The sequence below is a fragment of the Streptomyces sp. NPDC000878 genome (genome assembly GCF_053599695.1).
In genome coordinates this window covers 46,432-68,032 of sequence record NZ_JBSFMT010000012.1, presented here as the reverse complement: position 1 = coordinate 68,032, position 21,601 = coordinate 46,432, and the positions used below count along the sequence as shown (strand labels likewise).

The 21,601-nt window shown below is 71.0% G+C and carries 19 protein-coding genes; 4 read left to right on the top strand and 15 right to left on the bottom strand.

The window, feature by feature from the left end:
* Positions 1–226: 226 nt before the first annotated feature.
* The 4 genes from ACWDR4_RS13745 to ACWDR4_RS13730 all read right to left on the bottom strand — a co-directional run bounded on the left by ACWDR4_RS13745 (position 227) and on the right by ACWDR4_RS13730 (position 3,609).
* Entirely contained in the window at positions 227–859 is a 633-nt protein-coding gene (locus tag ACWDR4_RS13745) for a DUF6629 family protein (RefSeq protein ID WP_450408175.1), read from the bottom strand.
* Between the two features lie 123 nt (positions 860–982).
* On the bottom strand, positions 983–1,261 hold the full coding sequence (locus ACWDR4_RS13740; protein ID WP_450407907.1) for a hypothetical protein: 279 nt from the start codon (positions 1,259–1,261) through the stop codon (positions 983–985).
* Between the two features lie 141 nt (positions 1,262–1,402).
* Positions 1,403–1,789: a DUF6479 family protein gene (locus tag ACWDR4_RS13735; protein ID WP_450407904.1), complete on the bottom strand. Its 387-nt coding sequence runs from the start codon at positions 1,787–1,789 to the stop codon at positions 1,403–1,405.
* A 296-nt stretch (positions 1,790–2,085) separates the two neighbouring features.
* A complete protein-coding gene (locus ACWDR4_RS13730; protein ID WP_450407902.1) occupies positions 2,086–3,609 on the bottom strand; it encodes a helix-turn-helix domain-containing protein in 1,524 nt (507 codons plus the stop codon).
* A 79-nt stretch (positions 3,610–3,688) separates the two neighbouring features.
* Between ACWDR4_RS13730 and ACWDR4_RS13725 the strand changes: the two genes are divergently transcribed.
* Positions 3,689–4,309 (top strand): L-threonylcarbamoyladenylate synthase, encoded by a 621-nt coding sequence (locus ACWDR4_RS13725; protein ID WP_235472576.1) that lies wholly within the window; start codon positions 3,689–3,691, stop codon positions 4,307–4,309.
* Here ACWDR4_RS13725 and ACWDR4_RS13720 read toward each other — a convergent pair.
* The 5 genes from ACWDR4_RS13720 to ACWDR4_RS13700 are packed head-to-tail and all read right to left on the bottom strand — an operon-like array spanning position 4,295 to position 10,577.
* A complete protein-coding gene (locus ACWDR4_RS13720; RefSeq protein WP_450408174.1) occupies positions 4,295–5,242 on the bottom strand; it encodes an ROK family protein in 948 nt (315 codons plus the stop codon). The genes ACWDR4_RS13725 and ACWDR4_RS13720 overlap by 15 nt on opposite strands.
* A 17-nt stretch (positions 5,243–5,259) precedes the next feature.
* Entirely contained in the window at positions 5,260–6,930 is a 1,671-nt protein-coding gene (locus tag ACWDR4_RS13715; protein ID WP_450407898.1) for a dipeptide ABC transporter ATP-binding protein, read from the bottom strand.
* Positions 6,927–7,811, bottom strand: a complete 885-nt coding sequence (locus ACWDR4_RS13710; protein WP_450407895.1) for an ABC transporter permease — start codon at positions 7,809–7,811, stop codon at positions 6,927–6,929. The genes ACWDR4_RS13715 and ACWDR4_RS13710 overlap by 4 nt, the downstream gene beginning before the upstream one ends.
* Positions 7,808–8,767: an ABC transporter permease gene (locus ACWDR4_RS13705; protein ID WP_235472580.1), complete on the bottom strand. Its 960-nt coding sequence runs from the start codon at positions 8,765–8,767 to the stop codon at positions 7,808–7,810. Before ACWDR4_RS13705 ends, ACWDR4_RS13710 begins: the two co-directional genes overlap by 4 nt.
* A gap of 10 nt (positions 8,768–8,777) precedes the next feature.
* Positions 8,778–10,577 (bottom strand): peptide ABC transporter substrate-binding protein, encoded by a 1,800-nt coding sequence (locus ACWDR4_RS13700; RefSeq protein WP_450407891.1) that lies wholly within the window; start codon positions 10,575–10,577, stop codon positions 8,778–8,780.
* Between the two features lie 212 nt (positions 10,578–10,789).
* Here ACWDR4_RS13700 and ACWDR4_RS13695 point away from each other — a divergent pair, with 212 nt between their 5' ends.
* From ACWDR4_RS13695 to ACWDR4_RS13685, 3 genes are all read left to right on the top strand, one after another.
* Positions 10,790–11,995, top strand: a complete 1,206-nt coding sequence (locus ACWDR4_RS13695; RefSeq protein ID WP_450407888.1) for an ROK family protein — start codon at positions 10,790–10,792, stop codon at positions 11,993–11,995.
* A 31-nt stretch (positions 11,996–12,026) separates the two neighbouring features.
* Entirely contained in the window at positions 12,027–13,550 is a 1,524-nt protein-coding gene (locus tag ACWDR4_RS13690; RefSeq protein ID WP_450407886.1) for a M81 family metallopeptidase, read from the top strand.
* A gap of 80 nt (positions 13,551–13,630) precedes the next feature.
* Positions 13,631–13,837 carry a hypothetical protein gene (locus ACWDR4_RS13685; protein WP_450407883.1) on the top strand — a complete coding sequence of 69 codons (207 nt, stop codon included), beginning with the start codon at positions 13,631–13,633 and terminating at the stop codon, positions 13,835–13,837.
* Positions 13,838–13,933: 96 nt separating this feature from the next.
* On the opposite strand, the gene ACWDR4_RS13680 is transcribed toward ACWDR4_RS13685, so the two are convergent.
* The 6 genes from ACWDR4_RS13680 to ACWDR4_RS13655 all read right to left on the bottom strand — a co-directional run bounded on the left by ACWDR4_RS13680 (position 13,934) and on the right by ACWDR4_RS13655 (position 21,494).
* Positions 13,934–15,850, bottom strand: a complete 1,917-nt coding sequence (locus tag ACWDR4_RS13680) for a DUF2264 domain-containing protein (protein WP_450407881.1) — start codon at positions 15,848–15,850, stop codon at positions 13,934–13,936.
* Positions 15,847–16,878: a hydroxyacid dehydrogenase gene (locus tag ACWDR4_RS13675; protein WP_450407878.1), complete on the bottom strand. Its 1,032-nt coding sequence runs from the start codon at positions 16,876–16,878 to the stop codon at positions 15,847–15,849. Before ACWDR4_RS13675 ends, ACWDR4_RS13680 begins: the two co-directional genes overlap by 4 nt.
* A 109-nt stretch (positions 16,879–16,987) precedes the next feature.
* Positions 16,988–17,851, bottom strand: a complete 864-nt coding sequence (locus tag ACWDR4_RS13670; RefSeq protein ID WP_450407876.1) for a carbohydrate ABC transporter permease — start codon at positions 17,849–17,851, stop codon at positions 16,988–16,990.
* Entirely contained in the window at positions 17,848–18,837 is a 990-nt protein-coding gene (locus ACWDR4_RS13665; protein WP_450407874.1) for a carbohydrate ABC transporter permease, read from the bottom strand. The genes ACWDR4_RS13670 and ACWDR4_RS13665 overlap by 4 nt, the downstream gene beginning before the upstream one ends.
* Before the next feature lie 104 nt (positions 18,838–18,941).
* Entirely contained in the window at positions 18,942–20,291 is a 1,350-nt protein-coding gene (locus ACWDR4_RS13660) for an ABC transporter substrate-binding protein (RefSeq protein WP_450407871.1), read from the bottom strand.
* 102 nt (positions 20,292–20,393) lie between these two features.
* On the bottom strand, positions 20,394–21,494 hold the full coding sequence (locus tag ACWDR4_RS13655) for a substrate-binding domain-containing protein (RefSeq protein WP_450407868.1): 1,101 nt from the start codon (positions 21,492–21,494) through the stop codon (positions 20,394–20,396).
* Between the last annotated feature and the right edge of the window lie 107 nt (positions 21,495–21,601).

Sequence of the window (21,601 nt, the reverse complement as noted above, 5' to 3'; positions counted from 1 at the left end):
CGCCGGACGGGCTGAAATACCCCGGCCGGCCTTCGAGGACAACTGCCCTCAGCCCACCCCTTTTCTCCGCCCACCCACCCCCACCGCACCTCAGCGCCGGCCGCGGCACCACCCAGCCCGTCCGGCGTTTGAGGACGAGCGCGTTCAGCGCGATGCGGGGGTTCGGGGGCGGAGCCCCCGAGGATGGGACGGGTAAGGGCGGCGGGGGCGAGAAAACTCACCCACGTCAGTGCACCGGCAGCGGGCGGCGTCCCCGGGCCCAGCCCAGCAGGACCAGGGAGCAGAGCGCGGCGAGGGCGCACCATGTGGACACGAACTCCAGCCGCCACAGCGCCCAGCACAGCGGCGCGCCCACACCGGCCAGGATCCCGAACAGCACCAGCCGGCGGTCACCGGAGAGGAGCAGCGAGCCGACCGTGGCGACCAGGTAACCCGTGACGAGCAGCCCGGAGTGGGACAGGTCGACGGCGTACCCGACGGTGTGGCCGCGGATGTGGGCCGTCACCCGGTGGTCCGACAGGCTGTACGCGAGTGCCACGCTCGTCGCGATGCCCGCGCCCAGCGGCAGGAGGAGGCGGGGCCTCGCGCTCCTGGGGGCCGCGCACAGGACGGCCGCCGGTACCCAGAGGGCCAGGAGCGGGAGGGCGATGACGGCCCAGGCCACGGTCGCCGGGCCGGTTCCGCCGTCCGCCCGCCAGACCAGGGACTCGACGATCTGGTGGGCCCCGAGGAGCAACGGCAGCGCGGCCAGCGGCAGATCACGGCTTCGGCCCGCCCGCGCCAGCGCGGTCACGCCCGCCACACCCACGGCGGCGATACCCACGCCCGCCACCAGGTCCGCCGTAGCACTCCAGCACATCGCGCCGCCCCAGGCTCCGTCGTCGCACACCTCGGCCTCACAGCGGACCACGCCCCGCCTCCGGCCGCACGCCGACGGGTCAGACGGGTCAGACGGGCCGGTGCGCCACCACGGCGGACATCGTCACCGACATGTACAAGGCCCCCATTCCGCGGCCTCGGTCACCTCCGCGCACAGGCGGTCGCGCTGCACCTCGGTCACCAGTCCGCTCTGTACGGTCGACTGGGCCGGCAGGCGCACCAGCGGCCAGGCCACCGTCCGGCTGTCCTGGATCAACGCCTGCGATCCCTGATCGTCGACCACCAGCCCCGCGCCGGTCAGCCTGCGCCCTGAGTACGGGTTGGCCACCGCGGCCAGGGCTCCCGCCACGAGCGCGCCCATGCCGCCCCCGACGTCGATCACGCGTTCGCCCGGACTCGCTCCGAGCGCTGTCCACGCCCAGGCGTCCACGTCCGGGCGCGCAGCCGTCGTACGCGTCCTACCGGCAAGCCCGCCACGAGCGCGCCGATGTCGAGCCGGGCCACGCAGCGGGCGGCGGAAGCGTCACGTCCTGCCCGAGCCGCCGCTGCCGAAGGAGCCGCTGTTGCCGGACGACCAGCGTGGGCGGGTCTGGTCCTCGCCGCGTTTTGTGCTGGAGGAGTGGAGGTTGTGCGGCCTGAGCCGTTCGTCCTCGTCCGAGGTGTGCGGCACCTCGTCGGGCTCGCGTCGCTCCCGCTCCTCGTGCACCGCCCCGGACTCCGGCAGCCTGGGCTGCTCGTCCGGCGTGGGCCGGGGCGCTTCCGCGTCCTTCACCCGCACTCCGAACCGGACGGCCCAGATCAGCAGGCCCGCCACGATCAGGCCACCGGCGAAGGCGGCGATCACATTGAGTACGTCGCTCGATGCGGCGAGTACCTGTCCCGTGTCTGCTGCTGCTCGTGCCGTGTCCATGGCCGCCGAGTGCCCACGAAACCGCCGGCTACTCACGCGGCCCACCCGAATCCGGCGTAAACCGGCGTACAGGGGTGAAAGCCGCGGGTGCGGGACGGCCGGACCCCCGTACCGGCCGCACCCCCGCACCCGCGGGTCCTGGGGGCCGTTTCCGGCCGGGCACCCGTCATGGGCATCGGCGCCCGGGCACACCTCCCGGAGAGGCGCGCGTACCGGAGCACCGGCGTCCAGATGAACCTACGCGCGTTGAGTCGCGGTGTGTATCTCGCCGGTGCCCTCTCTTGTGCGCCGAGGACTCACTCGTGCACGGTCACGTCCGGATGGTCCCGCTTCGCCCGGCCGACGGCGGGTTCGTCGAGGTCGCCGAGGGCCAGATGGGCGAGGACGACCTCGTACAGGTCGCTGCCGCCGGCGAGGAGCTGGCGTTCGAGGACGGGTTCCGCGCTGCGTACGTGGTCGCGCACGGTCTGCGCGTGGATGCCGAGCACCTGTGCGGTGCGTTCCGCGTTGCCGCCGGCGGCGATCCAGGTGCGGACGGTCCGCCGCAGGTCCCGGGTGTCCCCGGTGAGGCGGCCGAGAAGACCGTCCGCCCAGGCCAGCAGCGGGTCCGTGCGCAGCAGTTCGGTCACTCCGGCGGGCGCAGTCGCGGGCGGGCGCGGTTCGTCCGGGACGGCGGCCTGGGTGTTGAGGGCCAGTTGGACTGCTGCCCGGGTGGTGAGGTCCGAGAAGTCGGCGTCGAGCATGCCTTCCACGCGTTCCATCCGGGCGCGCACGGTGTTGCGGCTGACGCCGAGGATGATCGCCGCCTTGACGGCGGTGAACGAGAAGCCGAGGCGGGTGGTGGCGAGGAGTTCGGCGCGGGTGTGGTGGGGCAGGTCGTCGAGCGGCTTCAGCAGCCGGTCCGCCCAGCCGCGCAGGGCGAGGGGGTTCATCAGCCGCTCGGGGTGGGTGCGTTCGGCGTACACGGCGGCCCGGTCCGGGCGGAAGCGGGCCACGGCGAGGGCGCTGATGGCCTGCCCGTAGGCCGTGGCGGTCTGGGCGAGGTTCTGCCGGACGCTGCCGCCGATGAAGGTGTCGGGACGTCCGCCGACGAGGGTGCGCAGCTCCGGCCCCGCCCTGTCCTGGCCACGTTCGATGGGCGCCACGACGATCAGATGCTCGTCCACGGCCGGGCAGCGGACGATGAGCGCGTGGCCCTCCGCCGCCTCCTGGCAGTCCTCGGCGAGGTCGTCGCGTTTCCCGGCGTGGCCCTCCAGGACGTAGACGCAGGCGGTGTCGGTGTCGAACAGGCCGGGCCAGAAGCCGGCGGCGACCCGGCGGGCGGCGATGATGTCGCCCACCATCAGCAGCTGGAGGATGGCGAGTCGCAGGTCGGACCTCGCCCGGTCGAGCCGGCGTTCGGCGCTGATCGTCTCGCGTTCCCGCAGGAGCAGTTCGAGCACCCAGACCGTGCGGGCGACGATGTCGGTGGCCCGCTGGTCGAAGGGCCGGCTGCGGGCCACCGCGAGCACGCCCTTGGTGACGGGGTGGCCGAGTCCGGCCAGCCGGACGTGGCGGCCCTGGGTGTGCACCGCTGCAGAAGCGATTCTGCCGGTGGCCACGTCCCTCACCAGCTCGTCGGCGGCGGGCAGCCGGTCACCGGCGAGGAGGGTGCCGGTCACGTCCCGGAGAGAGACTTCCGCCTCGATGGTCGCGGCGAGCCAGGCGGCCACCCTGCCGATGTCCCGGGCGGCCGGCCGCAGCTGGTCGAGGAGTTCGTCCGCCCAGCTGCCCCAGGCGCCTACGCCGTCGTGCCCGTAGTCGGCCCTGCTGCCTGCCACGACGCTTCTCCCCTGGTCAATCACGTTCACACCGCATCACGGTCCGGAATTTACCTCACGGAGGGCATAGGCTCGGTGGATGGCAAGGTACTTCGACGTCCATCCCGACAACCCGCAGCCCCGCACGATCAGTCAGGTGGCCGACAGCATCCGCTCCGGCGCACTGATCGCGTATCCGACGGACTCCTGCTTCGCGCTGGGCTGTCAGCTCGGCAGCCGCGACGGCATCGACCGTATCCGGTCGATCCGGCAGCTCGACGACCGTCACCACTTCACCCTCGTGTGCCGGGACTTCGCCCAGCTCGGCCAGTTCGTGCAGGTCGACAACGACGTCTTCCGGGCCGTGAAGGCGTCCACGCCGGGCAGCTACACGTTCATTCTCCCGGCGACCCGTGAGGTGCCGCGCAAGCTGCTGCACCCGAAGAAGAAGACCGTGGGCGTGCGCATCCCCGACCACACGGTCGCGCAGGCCCTGCTGGCCGAACTGGGCGAACCACTCCTGTCCAGCACCCTCCTTCTCCCCGACGAGAAGGATCCGCTGACGCAGGGCTGGGAGATCAAGGAGCGGCTCGACCATGTCCTGGACGCGGTCGTCGACTCCGGCGACTGCGGCACGGAGCCGACGACGGTCATCGACTTCTCCAGCGGCGAGGCCGAGATCGTCCGCCGGGGCGCGGGCGACACGTCACGATTCGAGTGACGGCTCCCCGACCTCGTACGCCCGTGTGTCCGGGGCGAGTTCGTCCCGCGCGCGGGAGGCCGCTCCGACGGCCACGGCGTCGCTGCCGAGCCGGGCCCGTACGACGCTGACGGGCCGTCCGCTGACGGGCGGCTCGGCGGCGAGGGCCTTACGGACGGCCGGTTCGAGCAGGTGCCAGGCTCGGCTGACACCGCCGCCGACGACGTAGGCGGTGACGTCCACCAGCCCGGCGGTGATGAGGATCGCCCGGGCGAGGGCGGCTCCCGCCTCCTCGTAGACGACGGCCGCGTCGGGGTCGCCCGTGTCCGCCGCCGCCGCGACGGCCCCGGCCGTGAGCCCGGCGCGTCCGGTGCGTTCCCCGTACCGTCGCCCGATCGCCCGCCCGGAGGCGAGCGTCTCCAGATGCCCACGGCCACCGCACGTACAGGGCAGGTCGCCGAAGCCGGGTACGTGCCCGATCTCCCCGGCGGCCCCGTGCGGACCCTCGTACAGCGCCCCGTCCAGCCACAGCGCCCCACCGACCCCGGTGCCCAGCGTCATACCGAGCACATGGGGTACGCCCGCCACGGCGCCCTTCGCCGCCTCGCCCCGCAGGAACGCGTTGACGTCGTTGTCGAGGTACGCCGGAACCCCGAGCGCGCCCCGGATCGTCGCCGTCACCTCGAACCCGGCCCAGCCGTGGAAGGAGTCGCTGGCGACGAGCACGCGCCCGGCATCCGTGTCGACGATGCCCGCCGCACCGACCCCGACCCCGAGGAGACGGCCCGGCGTCCGCGCGAGGAGGCCGGCGAGCGCACCCAGCGCCGCATCGGTCATCGCCTGCCCGCCCTCCGCCGCCGGGGTGGGCACCTCGGCCCGGTCCAGCACCGTGAGGTCGGGCGCGCACAGCACGACCTGGGTGGTCGTCCCGCCGATGTCGACACCGGCGTACACCTGGGTGATGGGGAGGGTCACGCGGTGGCCCCCGTTCCACCGACGGCGAGCGCGGCCCTGCGCTCCGCACGACGCCGACGTTGCAGGACCGGGTCCGGCACCGGCACGGCGGCGATCAGGCGTCGGGTGTAATCCGTGCCCGGGTGCAGGAGGGTCGTCGCTGTCGGGCCCTGTTCCTCGATCCGGCCGGCGCGCATCACGACCACGCGCTGTGCGAACTGCTGGACGACGGCGAGGTCGTGGGAGACGAAGAGGCAGGCGAAGCCCAGTTCGTCCTGGAGTTCGGTGATGACTTCGAGGACCGTCTGCTGGACGCTCACGTCGAGGGCGCTGGTCGGTTCGTCGGCCACCAGGAGCCGTGGTTCGAGGACGAGTGCGCGAGCGAGGCTGACCCGTTGGCGCTGCCCGCCTGACAGCTCGCGGGGCCCGCGCCCCGCCAACTCCCTTGGCAGCCGCACCCGTTCGAGCACCTCGGCGACCCGCGCCCGGCGCTCCGCCGCCGACATGCCCCCGCGATGGACGCGCAACGGCTCCGCGACGCACTCGCCGACGCTCATCCGTGCGTCAAGGGAGGCCACCGGGTCCTGGAGGACCACGCCGACTCCCGCGAGCAGGGCGCGCCTTGCGCGTCCCCGGGACCGGCCGAGATCGGTGCCGAACAGGGCGACCGAGCCGGACGTCGGCGGGACAAGGCCCAGGGCGACCCGGGCGGCCGTCGACTTGCCGGAGCCGGACTCGCCGACCAGGCCCACGGTTTCGCCGGGGGCGACGGTGAGGGAGACGTCCTGGAGGGCCCGTACGGTACGGCGACCTCGGCCGAAGTGGACGGAGATGTCCCGGAGTTCGACCACGGCAGCGTCGGTGGGGGCCTCGGGTGCCGCCGCAGGCACGTCTCCCGGCTCGGCGACCGTCAGTCTCGGTACCGCCGACAACAGGCGTCGCGTGTACTCGTGCGAGGGGCGCAGGAGCACCTCCTCCACCGGGCCCGTCTCGACGATCTCCCCCTGGAGCATCACGGCGACCCGGTCGGCGAAGTCCGCGACCACGCCCATGTTGTGCGTGACGAGCAGAACGCCGGTGCCGGAGTCGGCGGCCAGGGCGCGCAGGAGGTCGAGGATCTCGGCCTGGACGGTGACGTCGAGGGCGGTGGTCGGCTCGTCGGCGATCAGCAGGCCGGGCGAGTTGGCGATGGCCATGGCGATGACGACGCGTTGGCGCTGCCCGCCGGACAGCTGGAAGGGGAAGGCGGAGGCCCGCTGTTCGGGGTCGGGGATGCCGACGCGGCGCAGGAGGGTCACTGCCTCCGACGCGGCCTCCTTGGCGGAGAGGGGGCGGTGGTTGCGTATCACTTCGGCGATCTGGGCGCCGATCCGGGTGAGCGGGTCGAGGGCGGTGGCGGGTTCCTGGAACACCATCGACGCCGTACGGCCGCGCAGGCGGGCGAGGTCCCCCTCGCTCGCGCCTACGACGTCCGTTCCACCGATCTCGACCCGGCCCGTCGCCCGTGCGTTGCCCGACAACAGACCCAGTGCCGCGAGCGCGACCGTCGACTTGCCGGAGCCCGACTCGCCCACGAGGGCGAGGGTTTCGCCGGGGCGGACGTGCAGTGACACCTCGCGGACGGCGGGTACGTCGCCGGTCTCCGTGGTGAAGGTGACGTCCAGGTTCTCGATCTCCAGGATGTTCATCCACGCCCCTTGATGTCGAAGGCGTCGCGCAGCCCGTCGCCGATGGCGTTGAACGCGCAGACGACGAGGATGATGGCGAGGCCCGGCGGAACGATGAGCCACCAGCGGCCCGAGTACGCGGCGGTGAGGCCGGCCGACAGCATGCCGCCCCAGTCGGTCGACGGCGGCTGGACACCGAGGCCGAGGTAGGAGACGTACGCGACGAGCAGGATCGCGTCGGCGACCTGGAAGGTGGCCGCGACGACGATCGTCGAGACCGAGTTGGGCAGGATGTGCCGGACGATGGCGCGGCCGTGGGTGCCGCCGATGGCGCGCAGGGTGAGGACGTAGTCCCGGTTCTTCAGGGTCAGCGTTTCCGCTCTGATCAGACGGGACGGCACCAGCCAGGACACCAGGCCCAGGATGACGATCAAGCCCAGGGTGTCCGGAGTCGTGATCGCGGAGACGACGAGCAGGATGAACAGGGCCGGGATGGCGATGCCCGCGTCGACGACCCGCATCATCACCGCGTCGATCCAGCCGCCCGCGTAGCCCGCGATCGCTCCCCACAGCGTGCCGATGACGGTGGCGAGGATCCCGGCCGCGAGCCCGACGAGGAGGGACACCTTCCCGCCGTACATCAGGCGGCCGAGTTCGTCGTGGCCGACGGCGTCCGTGCCGAGCCAATGGGAGCCGTTCGGGGCGAGGTTGACCTGGGTGAGGTCGGTGTGGGTCTGGTCGGTGGAGTAGAGGAGCGGGCCCACGAAGCAGAAGAGGAGGAACAGGACGACCACCACCAGCCCGGCGACCGCTAGTCGATTGCGTGCGAACCGGCGTAGAGGCAGGCGGTATCCGGCGACCGCCTCCGTCGGTGGGGTCGTCGTCCGGAGTACGGCGCTCATGCTCGGCCTGCCTTCACTCGGGGGTCGACAAGCCGCTGTGCGATGTCGGCGAGGAGTGTGCCGACGACCGTCGCGACGGAGATGACGAGGACGCAGCCGAGCAGCACCGGGTAGTCGGAGGACTGGGCCGCGCTCCAGAACAGCAGCCCCATCCCTGGGTAGTTGAAGAGCTGCTCGACGACGAGGGCACCGCCGAAGAGCACGGGCACGTAGTAGCCGAGCATCGCGACGACGGGTGTGAGGGAGTTGCGGAAGACGTGCCGGCGCAGGATGGCACCCTGCCGTGAGCCACCGGCCCGCGCCGTGCGGACGTAGTCCTCGGAGAGGTTCTCCAGAGTCGCGGCGCGCATGTAGCGGCTGAAGACGGCGACCATCGAGGCGGCGCCCGCGACGACCGGCAGGACCAACGCGTTGGGCTGGGAGAGGACTTGGCCGAGGGTCTCGCCCTGGGGGGCCTGGGACGGGAACCAGGGCAGGAGTTGGGTGAAGACCAGCACCAGGATCAGGCCGAGGAAGTACACGGGCGTGGCGTACGCGACGAAGCCGAGCGTGGTGATGACGTAGTCGACGGGCTTGTTGCGCCGGACCGCCTGCCACATGCCCAGCGGGATCGCGAGCAGCAGTCCGACGAACGCGGACAGGACGGTGAGGACCAGCGTCTTGGGCAGGCGCTGTTCGATGAGGGTGGAGACGGATTCGTTGAGGGTGTACGAGGTGCCGAGGTCGCCGTGGAGCAGGGTGCCCAGGTAGTGGACGTACTGGACGGGCAGTGCCTGGTCGAGGCGCTGTTCGTGGTTGAAGGCGGCGATCTGCTGGGCGGTGGCCTGCGGGCCGAGGATCCCGCGTGCGGGACCCCCGGGCAGCGCGTGCAGGAGGCAGAAGACCACCACGGTCACGATGAGGATCACCGCGAGCGCCTGGAGGATCCGCCGGGTCAGGTAGAGGAAGGTGTCCATGCGAGGGGCCTCAGCTGGTCCACTTCCACTGGGCGGGGTGGAAGTTGGCGAGCGAGTCCTGGGAGAAGCCGCCGAGACCGTTCTTGACGACGGAGATCTGGTAGACGGGCTCGGGCAGCCAGATCACCGGCAGGTCCTGGGCGACCGCCGCGCTGTAGTCCTGGACGGGCTGCGTCGAAGTGGACGTCGTGGACGCGGTGATGAGCTTGTCGACGTCCGGGTTGGAGTAGTTGCCGAAGTTCGAGCCGCCCCCGGTCTGGAAGAGGGAGTCGCCGGTCGGGAAGGCATTGAAGTACCAGCTGCCCGCCGTACCGAAGAAGGACAGCTGCCACTTGCAGATGGCCTGGCTCGCGGTGCACTGCGGGGTCTGCGCCAGCACGGAGTTGACGGGCGCGGTCTTGATGGAGAACTTGATGCCGGTCTTCGCGAACGACGACTGGATCGCGCTCATCATGTTGTCGGTCACGGTCGAGCCGGACTGCGACAGAACCTGCATCTCGAACTTCGTTCCCTTGGCGACGCCTTCACCGCACTGAGTCGCTCCTGTGCCCGCATCCGTGCAGACCATGACTCCGCCCTGCTCGCTCCAACCATGTCCGGTGAGAAGAGACTTGGCCTCTTCCGTCGAGAAGGGGTACGGGTTGTTCTTCTGCGTGGCGGAGAGGAAGTCGGAGGACTGGGCCTGCGGGATCGGGCCGTAGCCGGGCACCGCGGTGCCGTTGAAGATGGCCTTCGTCAGGCCGGCCTGGTCGATGGACTTCTGGACTGCCTGGCGGGCGTAGAGCTGCTTGAACACCGCGCCCATGGCCGGGTTGTTGAAGTTGTACGGCATGTAGGTGATCGCCCAGCCGGACCACGGCTTCACCGAGTAGCCCTGCGCGGTGAAGCTGTCCTTCTGGTCGAGGTCGGTGGCCTCGATGTAGCCGTAGTCGACGCTTCCGGAGCGCAGGGCGTTCTTCTCGGCGTCCGCCGTGGTGAAGGGCAGCAGGTTGACGGTCGCGATGGCCGGCTTCTCACCGCCGTCGTACTTCTTGTTGGCGGCGAGCACGACCTTCCCGGACGTGGCGAACGACTTGATCGAGTAGGGGCCGCTGATGGTCTTCCACAGGGCGTCGCTGTCGTAGCCGGAGATGTTCTTCGCGGCCGTGTTGAGGTACGTCCACACCTGCTTGGCGCCCGCGGGCGTACGGTCGGCGTCCGAGACCGCGGCGGAGGCACCGGTCTTGTCCCAGACGTGCTGCGGCAGCGGAGTGATGGTGGAGTTCAGTTCATTGGCCAGCATCCACTCGGAGTTGTAGGCCTTGTCGAACGTGATCGTGAAGTGCCGGGCGTCGACGGTCTTGAACGCGGTCCAGTTGTCCGGCGCCTTGCCGGGGTTGTAACCGGCCCACTCCGCCTTGTTGGCCTTGATGAGGTTGAACCAGAACTCGACATCCCGCGAGGTGATCGGCTTGCCGTCGCTCCAACTGCGGTCGCCGAGCGTGATGGTGACGCTCTTTCCGTCCGCCGCGAAGTCGGCGGCGGTGGCGACGGACCCCTTCTTGTTCCAGGCGAGCTTGCCGGTGGAGCCGTCGTAGGCCACCAGGGGCTCCCACAGGCTGGCCGCGATGGAGTTGTTGTTGGTGTTGAGGTGGGCGGCCGTGCCGATCGGGAGGATCCAGTTCGGGGTGAAGTTCGCGGGCAGGGCGTAGTTGATGGAGTCCTTCGACGCGGACGACGTGTCACTCGTGCCGGAACAGCCTGCGAGCAGCAGCGCGCCCGCCGAGACGATGACACCGGCGACGAGCGCGATGCGAGCAGGGGACGACATGGTTCTCCTCGGATCACCGGAGATGCGATGTGTGATGGGCGATGGGCGATGGGCGACGTGCCATTGATGAGCCAGTCAACGACTCGCGGGTGCGAAGAAACAGACGCCCAGCTGTAAAAAGCCTGTTTCTGCTGTTCTGGAAAAAGCCGGAGGGGGCGATCACCGACGTACGCTCGTCACTCGAAGCCCCGTCGTCGGAAGTTACTTCGCCCATGACCGAAAAAAGTGTGCCGCACCGCAGGACCGCCTCCGGTGTCTCCTCGCTGGCCGAACGCGTGCTCGAACTGCTGTCCTCCGGACAGGCGACGACCAGGACCGAACTGGCCGATCTGCTCGGCGCCGCGCCCTCGACGATCTCGTTCACCGTCGGCCAGCTGGTGACCCACGGGCTGGTCGCGGAGCACGGCACGCGGTCCTCCACGGGCGGGCGGCCACGGAAGGTGCTGCGGCTCGGCGGCAGCGACGGGTTCGCGGTCGCGGCGGACCTGGGCAGCCGACATGCCCGGGTCGGGGTGGTGTTCCCCGGGGGCGGCCTCACCGATGTGTCGACGGTGCCGTTCGCCACCGCCGAGGGCCCGGAGGCGGCACTGCCCGGCCTCGCCGAGACCCTGGAGACGCTCGCCGCCCGGCACGGCCGGGAGCTGCTGCGGGGCGTCGGACTGTGTCTGCCGGGCCCGGTGGACGTCGAGTCTGGGGTCGTCACCCTCCCGGCCCGGATGCCCGGCTGGAACAGGTTCCCGGTGCGCGCCTGGCTGGAGGACCACTTCGGTGTCCCGGCGGCGATCGAGAACGACGCCAACTGCATGGCCGTCGGCGAACACAGCGTCCAGCCCGCCGAACGGCACCAGTCGATCATGGTGAAGATGGGCTCCGGCATCGGCACCGGTGTCATGGTCGACGGCCGGCTGTACCGGGGCGGCACCGGAGCGGCCGGCGAGATCACCCACGTCCGCGTCGAGAACGAGAACGGCACGCCCTGTTCGTGCGGCAACACCGGCTGTCTGGAGACGGTCGCGTCGGGTGCGGCGCTGGTGCGGATCCTGCGGGAGCGTGGCGCCCGGGTCGACTCCATCGAGGACGTGGTCAAGCTGGCCACGGACGCCGATCCGGAGGCGACCGGTGCGGTGCGCCGGGCGGGCCGCTATCTCGGCACGGTCCTGTCGGCGAACGTCAACTTCTTCAACCCCGACGCCGTGTATCTCGGGGGTCTGCTGTCGACGCTGGAGCCGTTCGTGGCAGCAGTGCGAAGTCAGCTGTACGAGGGCTGCCATCCCCTGGTGACCGAGCAGCTGGTGATCGAGCGGGCGAGTCTCGGCGCCGACGCCGGGCTGGTCGGCGCGGGCCAGTTCGCGCTGCAACGGGCGCTGGCGCGTGCCCTGGCGGCCCTGACCGGGCCCTCTCCTTCCCCGCACTCCTGAACCTCTGCACCCCTGAACTCTGCGAGGAGCCATGCCTCAGTCCCGTACCGCCATATCCCGTCCGGTGATCGCCGTCGCCGGGCTCGGTATCGAGTCGTCGACCTTCTCCCCCGCGCGCACCGAGGCGCCCGCCTTCCATCCGCAGCGCGGCGCGGACGTCCTCACGCGCTACCCGTTCCTGGCTCCCGGGAAGCCCTTGCGGGAGGCGGCCGAGTGGCGGGGCGCGCTGGTCGGCAAGGCGCTGCCCGGCGGAACGGTGACGGCCGCCGCGTTCGCACAGCTCTCCGACGAACTCATCGACCGCTTGCGGGAGTTGGGGCCCGTCGACGGCCTCTGGTATGACATCCACGGCGCGATGACGGTGGAGGGCGTGGATGATGCCGAGGCGGTCCTGCTGGCCCGTGTCCGGGAGGTCGTCGGCCCTGACGTGATCGTGTCGACGTCCATGGATCTGCACGGCAACGTCTCGCGCGAGCTGGCTCACCAGAGCGATCTGATCACCTGCTACCGGATGGCTCCGCACGAGGACCACATGGAGACGAAGGAGCGGGCGGTACGGAACCTGGTGGACGTTCTGGTCAGCGGTGCCCCTCGGCCGGTCAAGGCCTGGGTTCCGGTGCCGGTGCTACTGGCCGGTGAGCAGACCTCGACGCGTATCGAGCCCGCGAAGAGCGTGTACGCGGCCGTCGACGAGGTGGAGGCGGCCGACGGTGTGCTGGACGCCGCGATCTGGGTCGGGTACGCGTGGGCGGACGAGCCGCGCAACCGGGCCGCGGTCGTGGTCACCGGGTCCGACGAGGCCGCCGTCTCCGCCGGGGCCGAGCGGCTGGCGCGCGGTTTCTGGGAGGCGCGGAGCAGGTTCGCGTTCGTCGCGCCGACCGGGTCGCTGGACGCGTGTCTGGACGAGGCGCTCGCGTCGGACGCCCGGCCGTACTTCATCAGCGACACCGGCGACAACCCGACGGCGGGCGGGGCCGGTGACGTGACCTGGGGGCTGGGGCGTGTCCTGGACCGGCCCGAGTTCAAGGACCCGGACGGTCCGACCGTGATCTACGCCTCCGTGCCCGGGCCCGCCGCCGTCGAGGCAGCGGTGCAGGCGGGGGTCGGGGCGGTCGTCACGGTCACGGCCGGTGCGGAGGTGGACGACCGGCATGCCGGGCCGCTCACCATGACCGGGGTCGTGCACGCGGTGCGGCACGGGGACCGGGATGCCGGGACCGAGGTCGTGCTGCGGGTCGGCAGCGTGCGGGTGATCCTCACGCGGCTGCGCAAGCCGTACCACCATGAGCACGACTTCACCGACCTGGACCTCGATCCGCGCGGGGCCGATCTTGTCCTCGTCAAGATCGGCTATCTCGAACCTGAGCTGTTCGACATGGCTGTGGGGTGGAAGCTCGCGCTGACCCCCGGTGGTGTTGACCAGGACTTGGTGCGGCTGGGGCACCGGCGGATTCGGCGGCCCATGTTTCCGTTCGATCCGGAGATGGGGGAGCCGGATCTTGCGGCGAGGATCGTTCCACCGTCCAGCGAACCGCTGGACGGAGCGGACGAATAGGGGGCCTGTACCGGTGCGGGGTGCGCGCGGGGCGTGGGCTGTGCATGGTGGTAGGGAGTCCGGTCGAGCAAGGAGACGTCATGCCGATCAAGAGCTCTGATTCGCCCTCTCCGTCCGACGACGCCACGACTCCCGACGCGCTGCTGCACACAGGTTCCGAGCATGGGGCTTCCGCCGAGGATCTGGTGCTGGCCACGGGCCGCGACCTCAGTCCGCGCAGCCTTGCCTGGGCGGAGCGGAAGCTGGCGGAGGAGGGGGCTGTGGCGTTGGACAAGTTGCTGCCGTAGCGGTTCGTTGTTGGCTGCGGGTCGGTGGGGGCTGGTCGCGCAGTTCCCCGCGCCCCTATGGGGCGCGTTGTCGGAACCGCGCGAGTCCAGAGCCGCCTAGTTCTGCTGCACCAACACCGGGTCGAAGGTGATCTGGGTGCGGACGCCGTCCCCTGCCCAGGTCACCTTCACCGTCGTGTCTGTTACCTCGACTCCGGAGATCACCTGCTCGGGTACTAGGGGGTCCGGGTCGGCTGTCAGGGCTGCCAGGGCCACGTGCAGGGTGGTGCCGGATGCCTCGCCGGTCAGGCGGGGGACGACTGCCCAGCGGGTGTAGGCCGTGCCCTGGGGGGCGCGGGTCTCCTCCGTCTCCGGGTTCCAGCCGTGCAGGCCGTACAGCGAGGACGTCACTGTCTCCTCGGGGCCCGTTGCCCAGCCGGTGTGCATGACGCGTGCCCCAACAGACGCGCCGATCACTCGGTGAACGCGGAGTTCGTAGCGGCCTCGTACCACCGTGACGCTCTCCACCCGCAGGCCCGGCACCATCGGCGGGCCGGCGGTGAAGACTGGGCGGTGCCAGGACGCTGCCCAGCCCCAGTCGTCGCCGTGGCCCGCGCCCAGGGGGTGGATGCGGCGGCGGACGCTGCCCCGGCCGCCGATCTCCACGGAGAGGTGGTTGTCGGCGATGTTGGCGGGGGCCGTCGGGCCGGAGTGGGTCGAGTAGGCCTGGCGGCCGTAGTGCGGGTCGTCCTCGGCCGCCGTCTCGCCCTCGTGCGGGCGGACGTGGTCGCTGCCGTGGTTGTGGAGTCGTACGATCCCGTCCGCGCTCGTCGACTGCACCAGCAGGCCGGGGGCGGGCAGCGCCAGCACCCGGTCCCCTTCCTCCACCGGTGCCGGCTCCTCGCGGGCTGTCCAGAGTGGAGCATCGGCGGGGGCGAGCAGGGAGACGAAGGCCTTCGAGGCCCAGTACGGGGATGCCGGGCCCGAGTAGGTCTGCAAGGTGGCCTGGTGGGGGCCGTGCCAGCCCAGAGTCAGCAGGCCGTCCTCCGTCAGGGCGCCCCGGTCCAGGAAGTGGCGGAGGCTGCCGCTGATGATGCGGCGGCTGGTCCCGGGGGTCAGCGGGGTGTCGCCGGTGAGGGCGCCCAGGCCTACGGCCGCCGATGCGGCGAAGCGGTACGACAGGGAGCGGCCGAAGTGGATCGGGGCGCCGTCTCCGCCGAACATCAGCGCGAAGCCGTCCAGGTGTTCGCGCAGGCGGGGGCCGTAGAGGGACGACAGTTCACGATCGTCGCCCAGGTGGGCGTCCAGTACCGGGTACAGGTGCAGGGCCCAGCCGTTGTAGTGGTCGAAGGCCCGGCCGTCGCCGTCGGCGTACCAGCCGTCGCCCCGGTACCAGGTCTCCAGCAGTTCCCGGGCTCGCTCTCGGGCCCTCGTCGTTTCCGCGTCGCCGCGCCCGACCGACTCCAGGAATCCGGCGACCGTGTAGGGGAACAGGTACCAGTTGTTCGGGGCCGGCGTGTGCCGCAGCGAGCCGCGCAGCCACTCCTCCGCCCTGTCCTGTACGGCGGAGTCGAGCCGTTTCCACAGCCAGGGCGCCGTCAGTCGCAGGCCGAGGGCGACTGAGGCCGACTCGACCATCGGCTGGCCCTGGACGTCGTGGTCGAGGATGAGCGGCCAGGACTCGGTGTCCGCGCGGCCGGGGGTGCGGGTGCCCGCCTCGAGCCCCTGGGCGTACCGGTCGAGCCAGCCGTGCGGGTCGTCGCCGTCCGCGCCCGCGACACGGAAGGCGGCGGCGAGGAACGTGCGGGCGTAGCCTTCCAGCCCGTCGGAGCGCACACCCGAGCGTGACGGGACGCCGGGCAGGTCGAGCAGGGCACCGCCGGGGGTGCTCCAGCGCCAGGCGGCGGCCAGCAGTCCGTCGGCCACGGCCTCCCAGTGGGCCCGCGTGTAGCCGGTGTGCGGGCTCAACTCGCGGTCCTCGGGCGGGAGTTCGAAGGGGATGCCGCTGCTGCTGTTGCGGGTCGTGCTGCTCATGCGAGGAAGGCCAGCCTTTCGCGTCGTACGGGATGGCGGAATCCGGCGCCTGAGGCCCAGTGTTCCGTCTCGCCGACGGCGAGGTCGGCAAGGCGGCGCCACTCGTTGCCCTGGGAGCCGGCGAGGTGCGGGGTGAGGAGAGCGTCACGGCACGTCCACAACGGGTGCTCGGGCGGCAGGACTTCGGGGTCGGTGACGTCGAGCACGGCGCGGATGCGGCGCGCCCGGACGGCGTCGGTGAGGGCGTCCTGGTCGACGACGCCTCCCCGGGCGGTGTTGATGAACACGGCACCGGGGCGCATGGCGTCGAGCAGGGCGCGGCTCACCAGGCCCCGGGTGGCGGGCAGCAGTGGGGTGTGCAGGCTGACCGTGTCGGAGCGGGCGAACAGGGCATCCAACTCGACGCGCTCCACGCCGAGTTCGGCCGCATCGACGTCGGTCACGTAGGGGTCGTACAGGAGGATGTCGAAGTCGTGGGGGTGCAGGAGTTCGATGACCCGGCGACCGACCAGGGAGGCGGAGACGATGCCCACGGTCCGACGGTAGTTGCCGATCGTGCGGGAGGTGCGCAGCCAGTCGTCGCGGGTCCGGGTGGTGGCGTACGCGTGGGCCCGCTCCAGGACGTGTTTGCCGGTGAGCAGGATCATGGCGAGGGTGTACTCGGCGACCGGTAGCGCGTTCGCGGCTGCGGCCGACGACACCTCGATGCCGCGCTCCCAGCAGGCGTCAGTGACATGCGGGCGGACGCTGCCCGCCGTGTGCACGACCGCCCGCAGCCGGGGCGCCGCCGCGAGGGCGTCGGCGTCGAGTACGGGGCAGCCCCAGCCGGTGATCAGGAGGTCGACGTCGGCGAGGATCTCGCGGGCCCGCTCGGTGCCGAAGTCGTCCAGAACGGGCAGCGGAGCGAGGTCGCAGACGGCGGCGAGGGCGGTCAGCGAGGCGGGGTCGAGGACGGCGGCTGCGGCGTCCGGGGACATGGCGAGGGCCGCGCGGGGGCGGAAGCCGGGGCCCGGCGAGGACACGGTCATTCGGGGTCGGGACTCCTTGCTGGTCGGGAACTCCGGTGCGGCGACCGCTGCTTGACTACATGTCTGTTTGCCTACTTGTCGTCTGCTTGGCCATTTGTCGTCGGCTTGCCTACTTGACGGAACCCGCCGTCAGGCCGCTGCGCCAGAAGCGTTGCAGCAGGGCGAAGGCGAGGATGAGCGGGATGACGGCGAGCAGGGAGCCCATGATCACCACCGGGTAGTACTCGGGCGACACGGAGGCTGAGCTGTTCCACTGGTACAGGCCCAGGCTGACGGGATAGAGGTCCTGGTCGGAGAGCATCACCATGGGCAGGAAGAAGTTGTTCCAGATGGCGGTGAGCTGGAAGAGGAAGACCGTGACAAGGCCGGGGCCGAGCATCCGCAGCGCCACCCGTACGTAGGTGGTGAGTTCGCCCGCTCCGTCGACTCGGGCGGCCTCCAGGACCTCGTCGGGGACATAGCCCTGGCTGAAGATCCGGCCGAGGTAGACGCCGAACGGGTTGAACAGGACGGGGATGAACACGGCCCAGAAGGTGTTGACGAGGCCGGCCTCCGAGGCCATCAGGTACAGCGGCAGCGCGAGCACCGTCTGCGGCACCATGACGGCCGCCAGGACCAGGCCGAACAGCTTCTCCTTGTGCGGGAAGCTGAACTTGTCGAAGGCGTAGCCGCAGGCCACGCTCACCAGGGCACCGATTCCGGCGCCGAGGACGGCGTACAGCAGGCTGTTGCCGTACCAGCGGCTGTACAGGCCGTCGTCCATCGCGAACAGGTCGCGCAGGTTCTGTACGAAGGAGAAGTCTCCGAGCGACAGGAAGTTGCTGCTGAACAGCGCGTCCCGGTTCTTGCCTGCGGCGAGGACCAGCCACAGGACGGGCAGCAGGGTGTAGAGGACGGAGAGCGCGACGACCACGTTGACCGTGGCCCGGCCGAGCAGGCGTGGGCGCATGAGGGTGCTGTCGCCGGTGCTCATCGGGCCGTCTCCTCGGGGGTGTTGGCGCGGCTGGTCCAGCGGGTGACGCCGTAGGACAGGGCGATCGTGCAGACGAGCAGGACGACCGAGGCGGCTGCCGCCAGGCTGTAGTTGTTGCGGGTGAAGGCGGCGTCGTAGATGTACATGCTGGGCGAGAAGCGGGAGTTGATCATCGGCGAGGACTGGCTGAGCAGCATGGGTTCGGTGAAGAGCTGGAGCGCCCAGATGAGGGTGAAGATCGCGACCATCACGATGGAGGTACGGACGAGTGGGGTCTTCACCTGGAGTGCCGTGCGGACCGGCCCGGCGCCGTCGACCACCGACGCCTCGATGACCTCTCGGGGTACGGCCTGGAGGGCGGCGTAGAAGACGACCATGTTGTAGCCGAGGTTGCTCCACAGGGCGATGTTCACGATCGACGGGAGCACGGTGTGGATGCCGAGGAAGTCGATGGTGATGTCGGCCTTGGCGAACAGGTCGATGACCGGGCTGATGCCGGGTGTGTAGAGGTACAGCCAGATGAGGGCGGCGATGATGCCGGGCACGGCGTGCGGCAGGAACAGGGCGAGCTGGGCCCAGGCGCGCAGGCGTACGACGCCGGAGTCGAGGAGCAGGGCGAGGGCGAGCGCGCCGATCACCATCAGGGGGATGTAGATCAGGCAGTACAGGGCGACCGTGCCGAGCCCGGACAGGAACGTCGGGTCGGTGAGGACGGCGGCGTAGCTGCGCAGGCCGACGAAGATGGTGCGTTCGGGGCCGAAGCCGAGGCCGGGCTGGTCGTCGCTGAAGAAGCTCAGGTAGATCGCCGTGCCGACGGGGATCAGGAAGATCGTCACCAGGAGGGCGAAGAACGGGGCCATCAGGACGGCGCACGCGGCGAGTTGACGGCGGCGGGCCGCCTTGCGGGCACGGAGGGCCGAAGCCGGGGCGGCGGTGCGGGAGGCAGTGGCAGGCACGGTGTGCTGGGCCTGGGTGGTCGCGGTCATGGGGTGTCACCTGCCTTTCGGGCGGCTCGGATACCGTCGTGCGGGTGGCGGCTCTGGTGCTGTGCGGGGGCGGTCCGGCTCAAGTGCTGTGCGGGGGTCCGGGCTCATGTGCTGTGCTGCGTGGTCGACAGGCCGAGGGCCTTCAGGTCGGGCATCGTGCCGTCCTGGGCCGCCCGTACGGAGTCGATGAGGGAGCCCTGGCCGCCGCCGACGCGGGCGAAGTCGTCCTGCATCACGCGCTGGGTGGCGGTGAAACGGGGGCCCCAGACCCAGCCGTCGCGGATCTTGTGGGCCTCCTCCTCGAAGAGGGTGTAGATGTCCTGGCCGCCGTAGTAGGAGCGGTCGAACGCCTCGCGACCCACGGCCACCAACTCGGACGCGGCCGGGTACTGGCTGCTGGTGCCGCTGGAGAGGCGGGCGCGCAGCGCGTCGGGGTGGGAGACCTGCCAGGCGATGAACTCCAGGGCGGCTTCCGGGTGTTGGCTGTCCTTGGTGACCGCGAAGGTGGAGCCGCCGTGAGTGCCGACGGACGGGCGGCCGGTGTCCCACTGGGGCAGCGGGGCGATCCGCCACTGGCCGGCTTGTGCGGGCCTCGCCTTCATCTGGGCACCGGCGTCCCAGGCGCCCGTGAGCCGGGTCAGGACCAGGCCGTCGGCGATCTGGGCGTCGGACTGTCTGCTCTCGACGGCGTTCACGAAGACGAGGTCCTCGTCGATGAGGCGCTGCCAGTAGGCGGCGACGCGCCGGGTGGGGGCATCGGCGAGGGAGACGTTCCAGGCGCCGCCCGCGGTGTCGAACCACTGGGCGCCGGCCTGCCAGGCGTAGGCGGCGAACTGGGTGCCGCCGTCCGTGGGGAAGAGGACCAGCCGCCGGCCGGGCAGTTTGCGCCGGACGGCGCGGGCCAGTTCCTCGAACTCCGCCCAGGTGCCCGGCACTTCGAAGCCGTGTTCGGCGAACAGGTCGGCGCGGTAGTGCATCACCATCGGTTCGACGTCCAACGGGACGCTGAACACGCGCTGTTCGAAGGTGGTGAGGCCGAGGGCCTGGGGCAGCAGTTTGGCGCGCAGTTCGTCGCTGACCATGGGGGTGAGGTCGCGGGCCACGCCGTCGATGGCGAAGCCGGGTACCTGCGGGTATTCGATGGTGGCCACGTCGGGGGCGTTGCCCGCGCGGGCGGCGTTGCTGAGTTTGGCGTAGCCGCCCTGACCGCCGGACGGGACCTGCTGGTAGTCGACCTGGATGCTGTCGTGGGTGCTGTTGAAGGCGTCCACCACCTCCTGGCTGCCGCGCAACGCGGACCAGAAGGTGATGCGGGTGACTTTCCCGCCGCCGGCGCGCGAGGCGGAATCCGCTCCCCCGCTGCAGGCGCTCACGGCCCCTGCCAGGGGTAGTGCGGCCATCGCGGTGAGCACGGAACGACGGCTTCGTCGACGGGGATTCTGTCGACCAGGCATGGGTGCCTCCCGTCCTGTTCGATCGAGATACGGGAATCCTCATCGGCCCACCAGAAACGGTCAATAGAGCGATCAGAAGAAAATAAAGCGGTCAAACGATCGCTACACGCTGCGGGTCGACCCACGCACCTTCAGCTCCGGCAGCAACTCGATCCGCCGCGCCGGTCCCGCCACGCCCCCTCGCGGATCCCTCAGCCGGTGCAGGAGCAGTTCGGCGGCGGCCCGGCCGACCTCGCCCTTGGGCGGGGACACTGCGGTGAGGGGGGTGCTGCCGAGGGCGGCCACGACATCGTCGTACGCGACGACCGAGCAGTCCTCCGGCACCCGGACGCCGTGGACGGCCAGCTCCTGGACCAGCATCAGGGCGTCCACGTCGCCGTGCAGCACACAGGCCGTGGCGTCCAGTTCGCGCAGGACACCGGGCAGGTCGACGGCCGGACGGTCCGCGCCGGCCGTGCGGTCGGGGCCCGCGTCGGGGGAACTGAGGGTGAGGGTCCAGGCGTCGAGTTTCGGGTGGGCCCCGGCGATCTCGGTGAGGGCGGCGCGCAGGGCCCGTGCGGTGGGGCTGTCGTCGCGAGTGGCGAAGACGATCCTGCGGTGGCCGAGGGCGATCAGATGCTCCACGGCGAGATGGGCGCCGTACCAGTGGTCGGAGCAGACGGAGTCCAGGGCGTGCAGCGCGCTGCCGGGGCGGGGCCTGCGCTCCATCAGCACGGTCGGTACGCCCAGCCCGCACAGCCACTTCGCGTCGGCCTCCTCGTCGGCGAGGGTGCGCCAGCGCGGGGCGATCAGCACGCCCCGGGCGCCGTCCGCCAACGCCCGCTCCACCAGGGGCTGTTCGGCTCCGGCGACCTGCGGGGCGATGTGCAGGGCGATGCGTACGCCGGCCTCCTCCAGGACCGGGCGGGCGCCGTGCAGGGTCTCGTAGAGGTAGGAGTGGCGGGCGGGTACGACCAGGACGACGGTGTCGCCGTCCCCCGGCGCGGTGACGTGCTCGGGCGGGGCGTCCGGTACGGGGAGGGTGGAACGGGCGATGCCGTGGCCGCGCCGGAGCCTGCCCTCGCGGGCGAGTTCCTCCACGTCCCGGCGGACGGTGACCACCGAGACCTCCAGCTCGGCGGCGAGGTCGGTCACCCGGGCCGTACCGCGCGCCTGCACGGCGGCCAGGATCCGCTGCCGCCTCAGTTCGACCGGCTCGCGCATACCGTTCGCTCCATGTTCGTTTGAACGCTTTGTCGCGCAGCATAGCGATCGGAGGGCCAGACGGCGGCACCGCTAGCGGAATGAGGGGTTCCGACCGGGTCTCATCT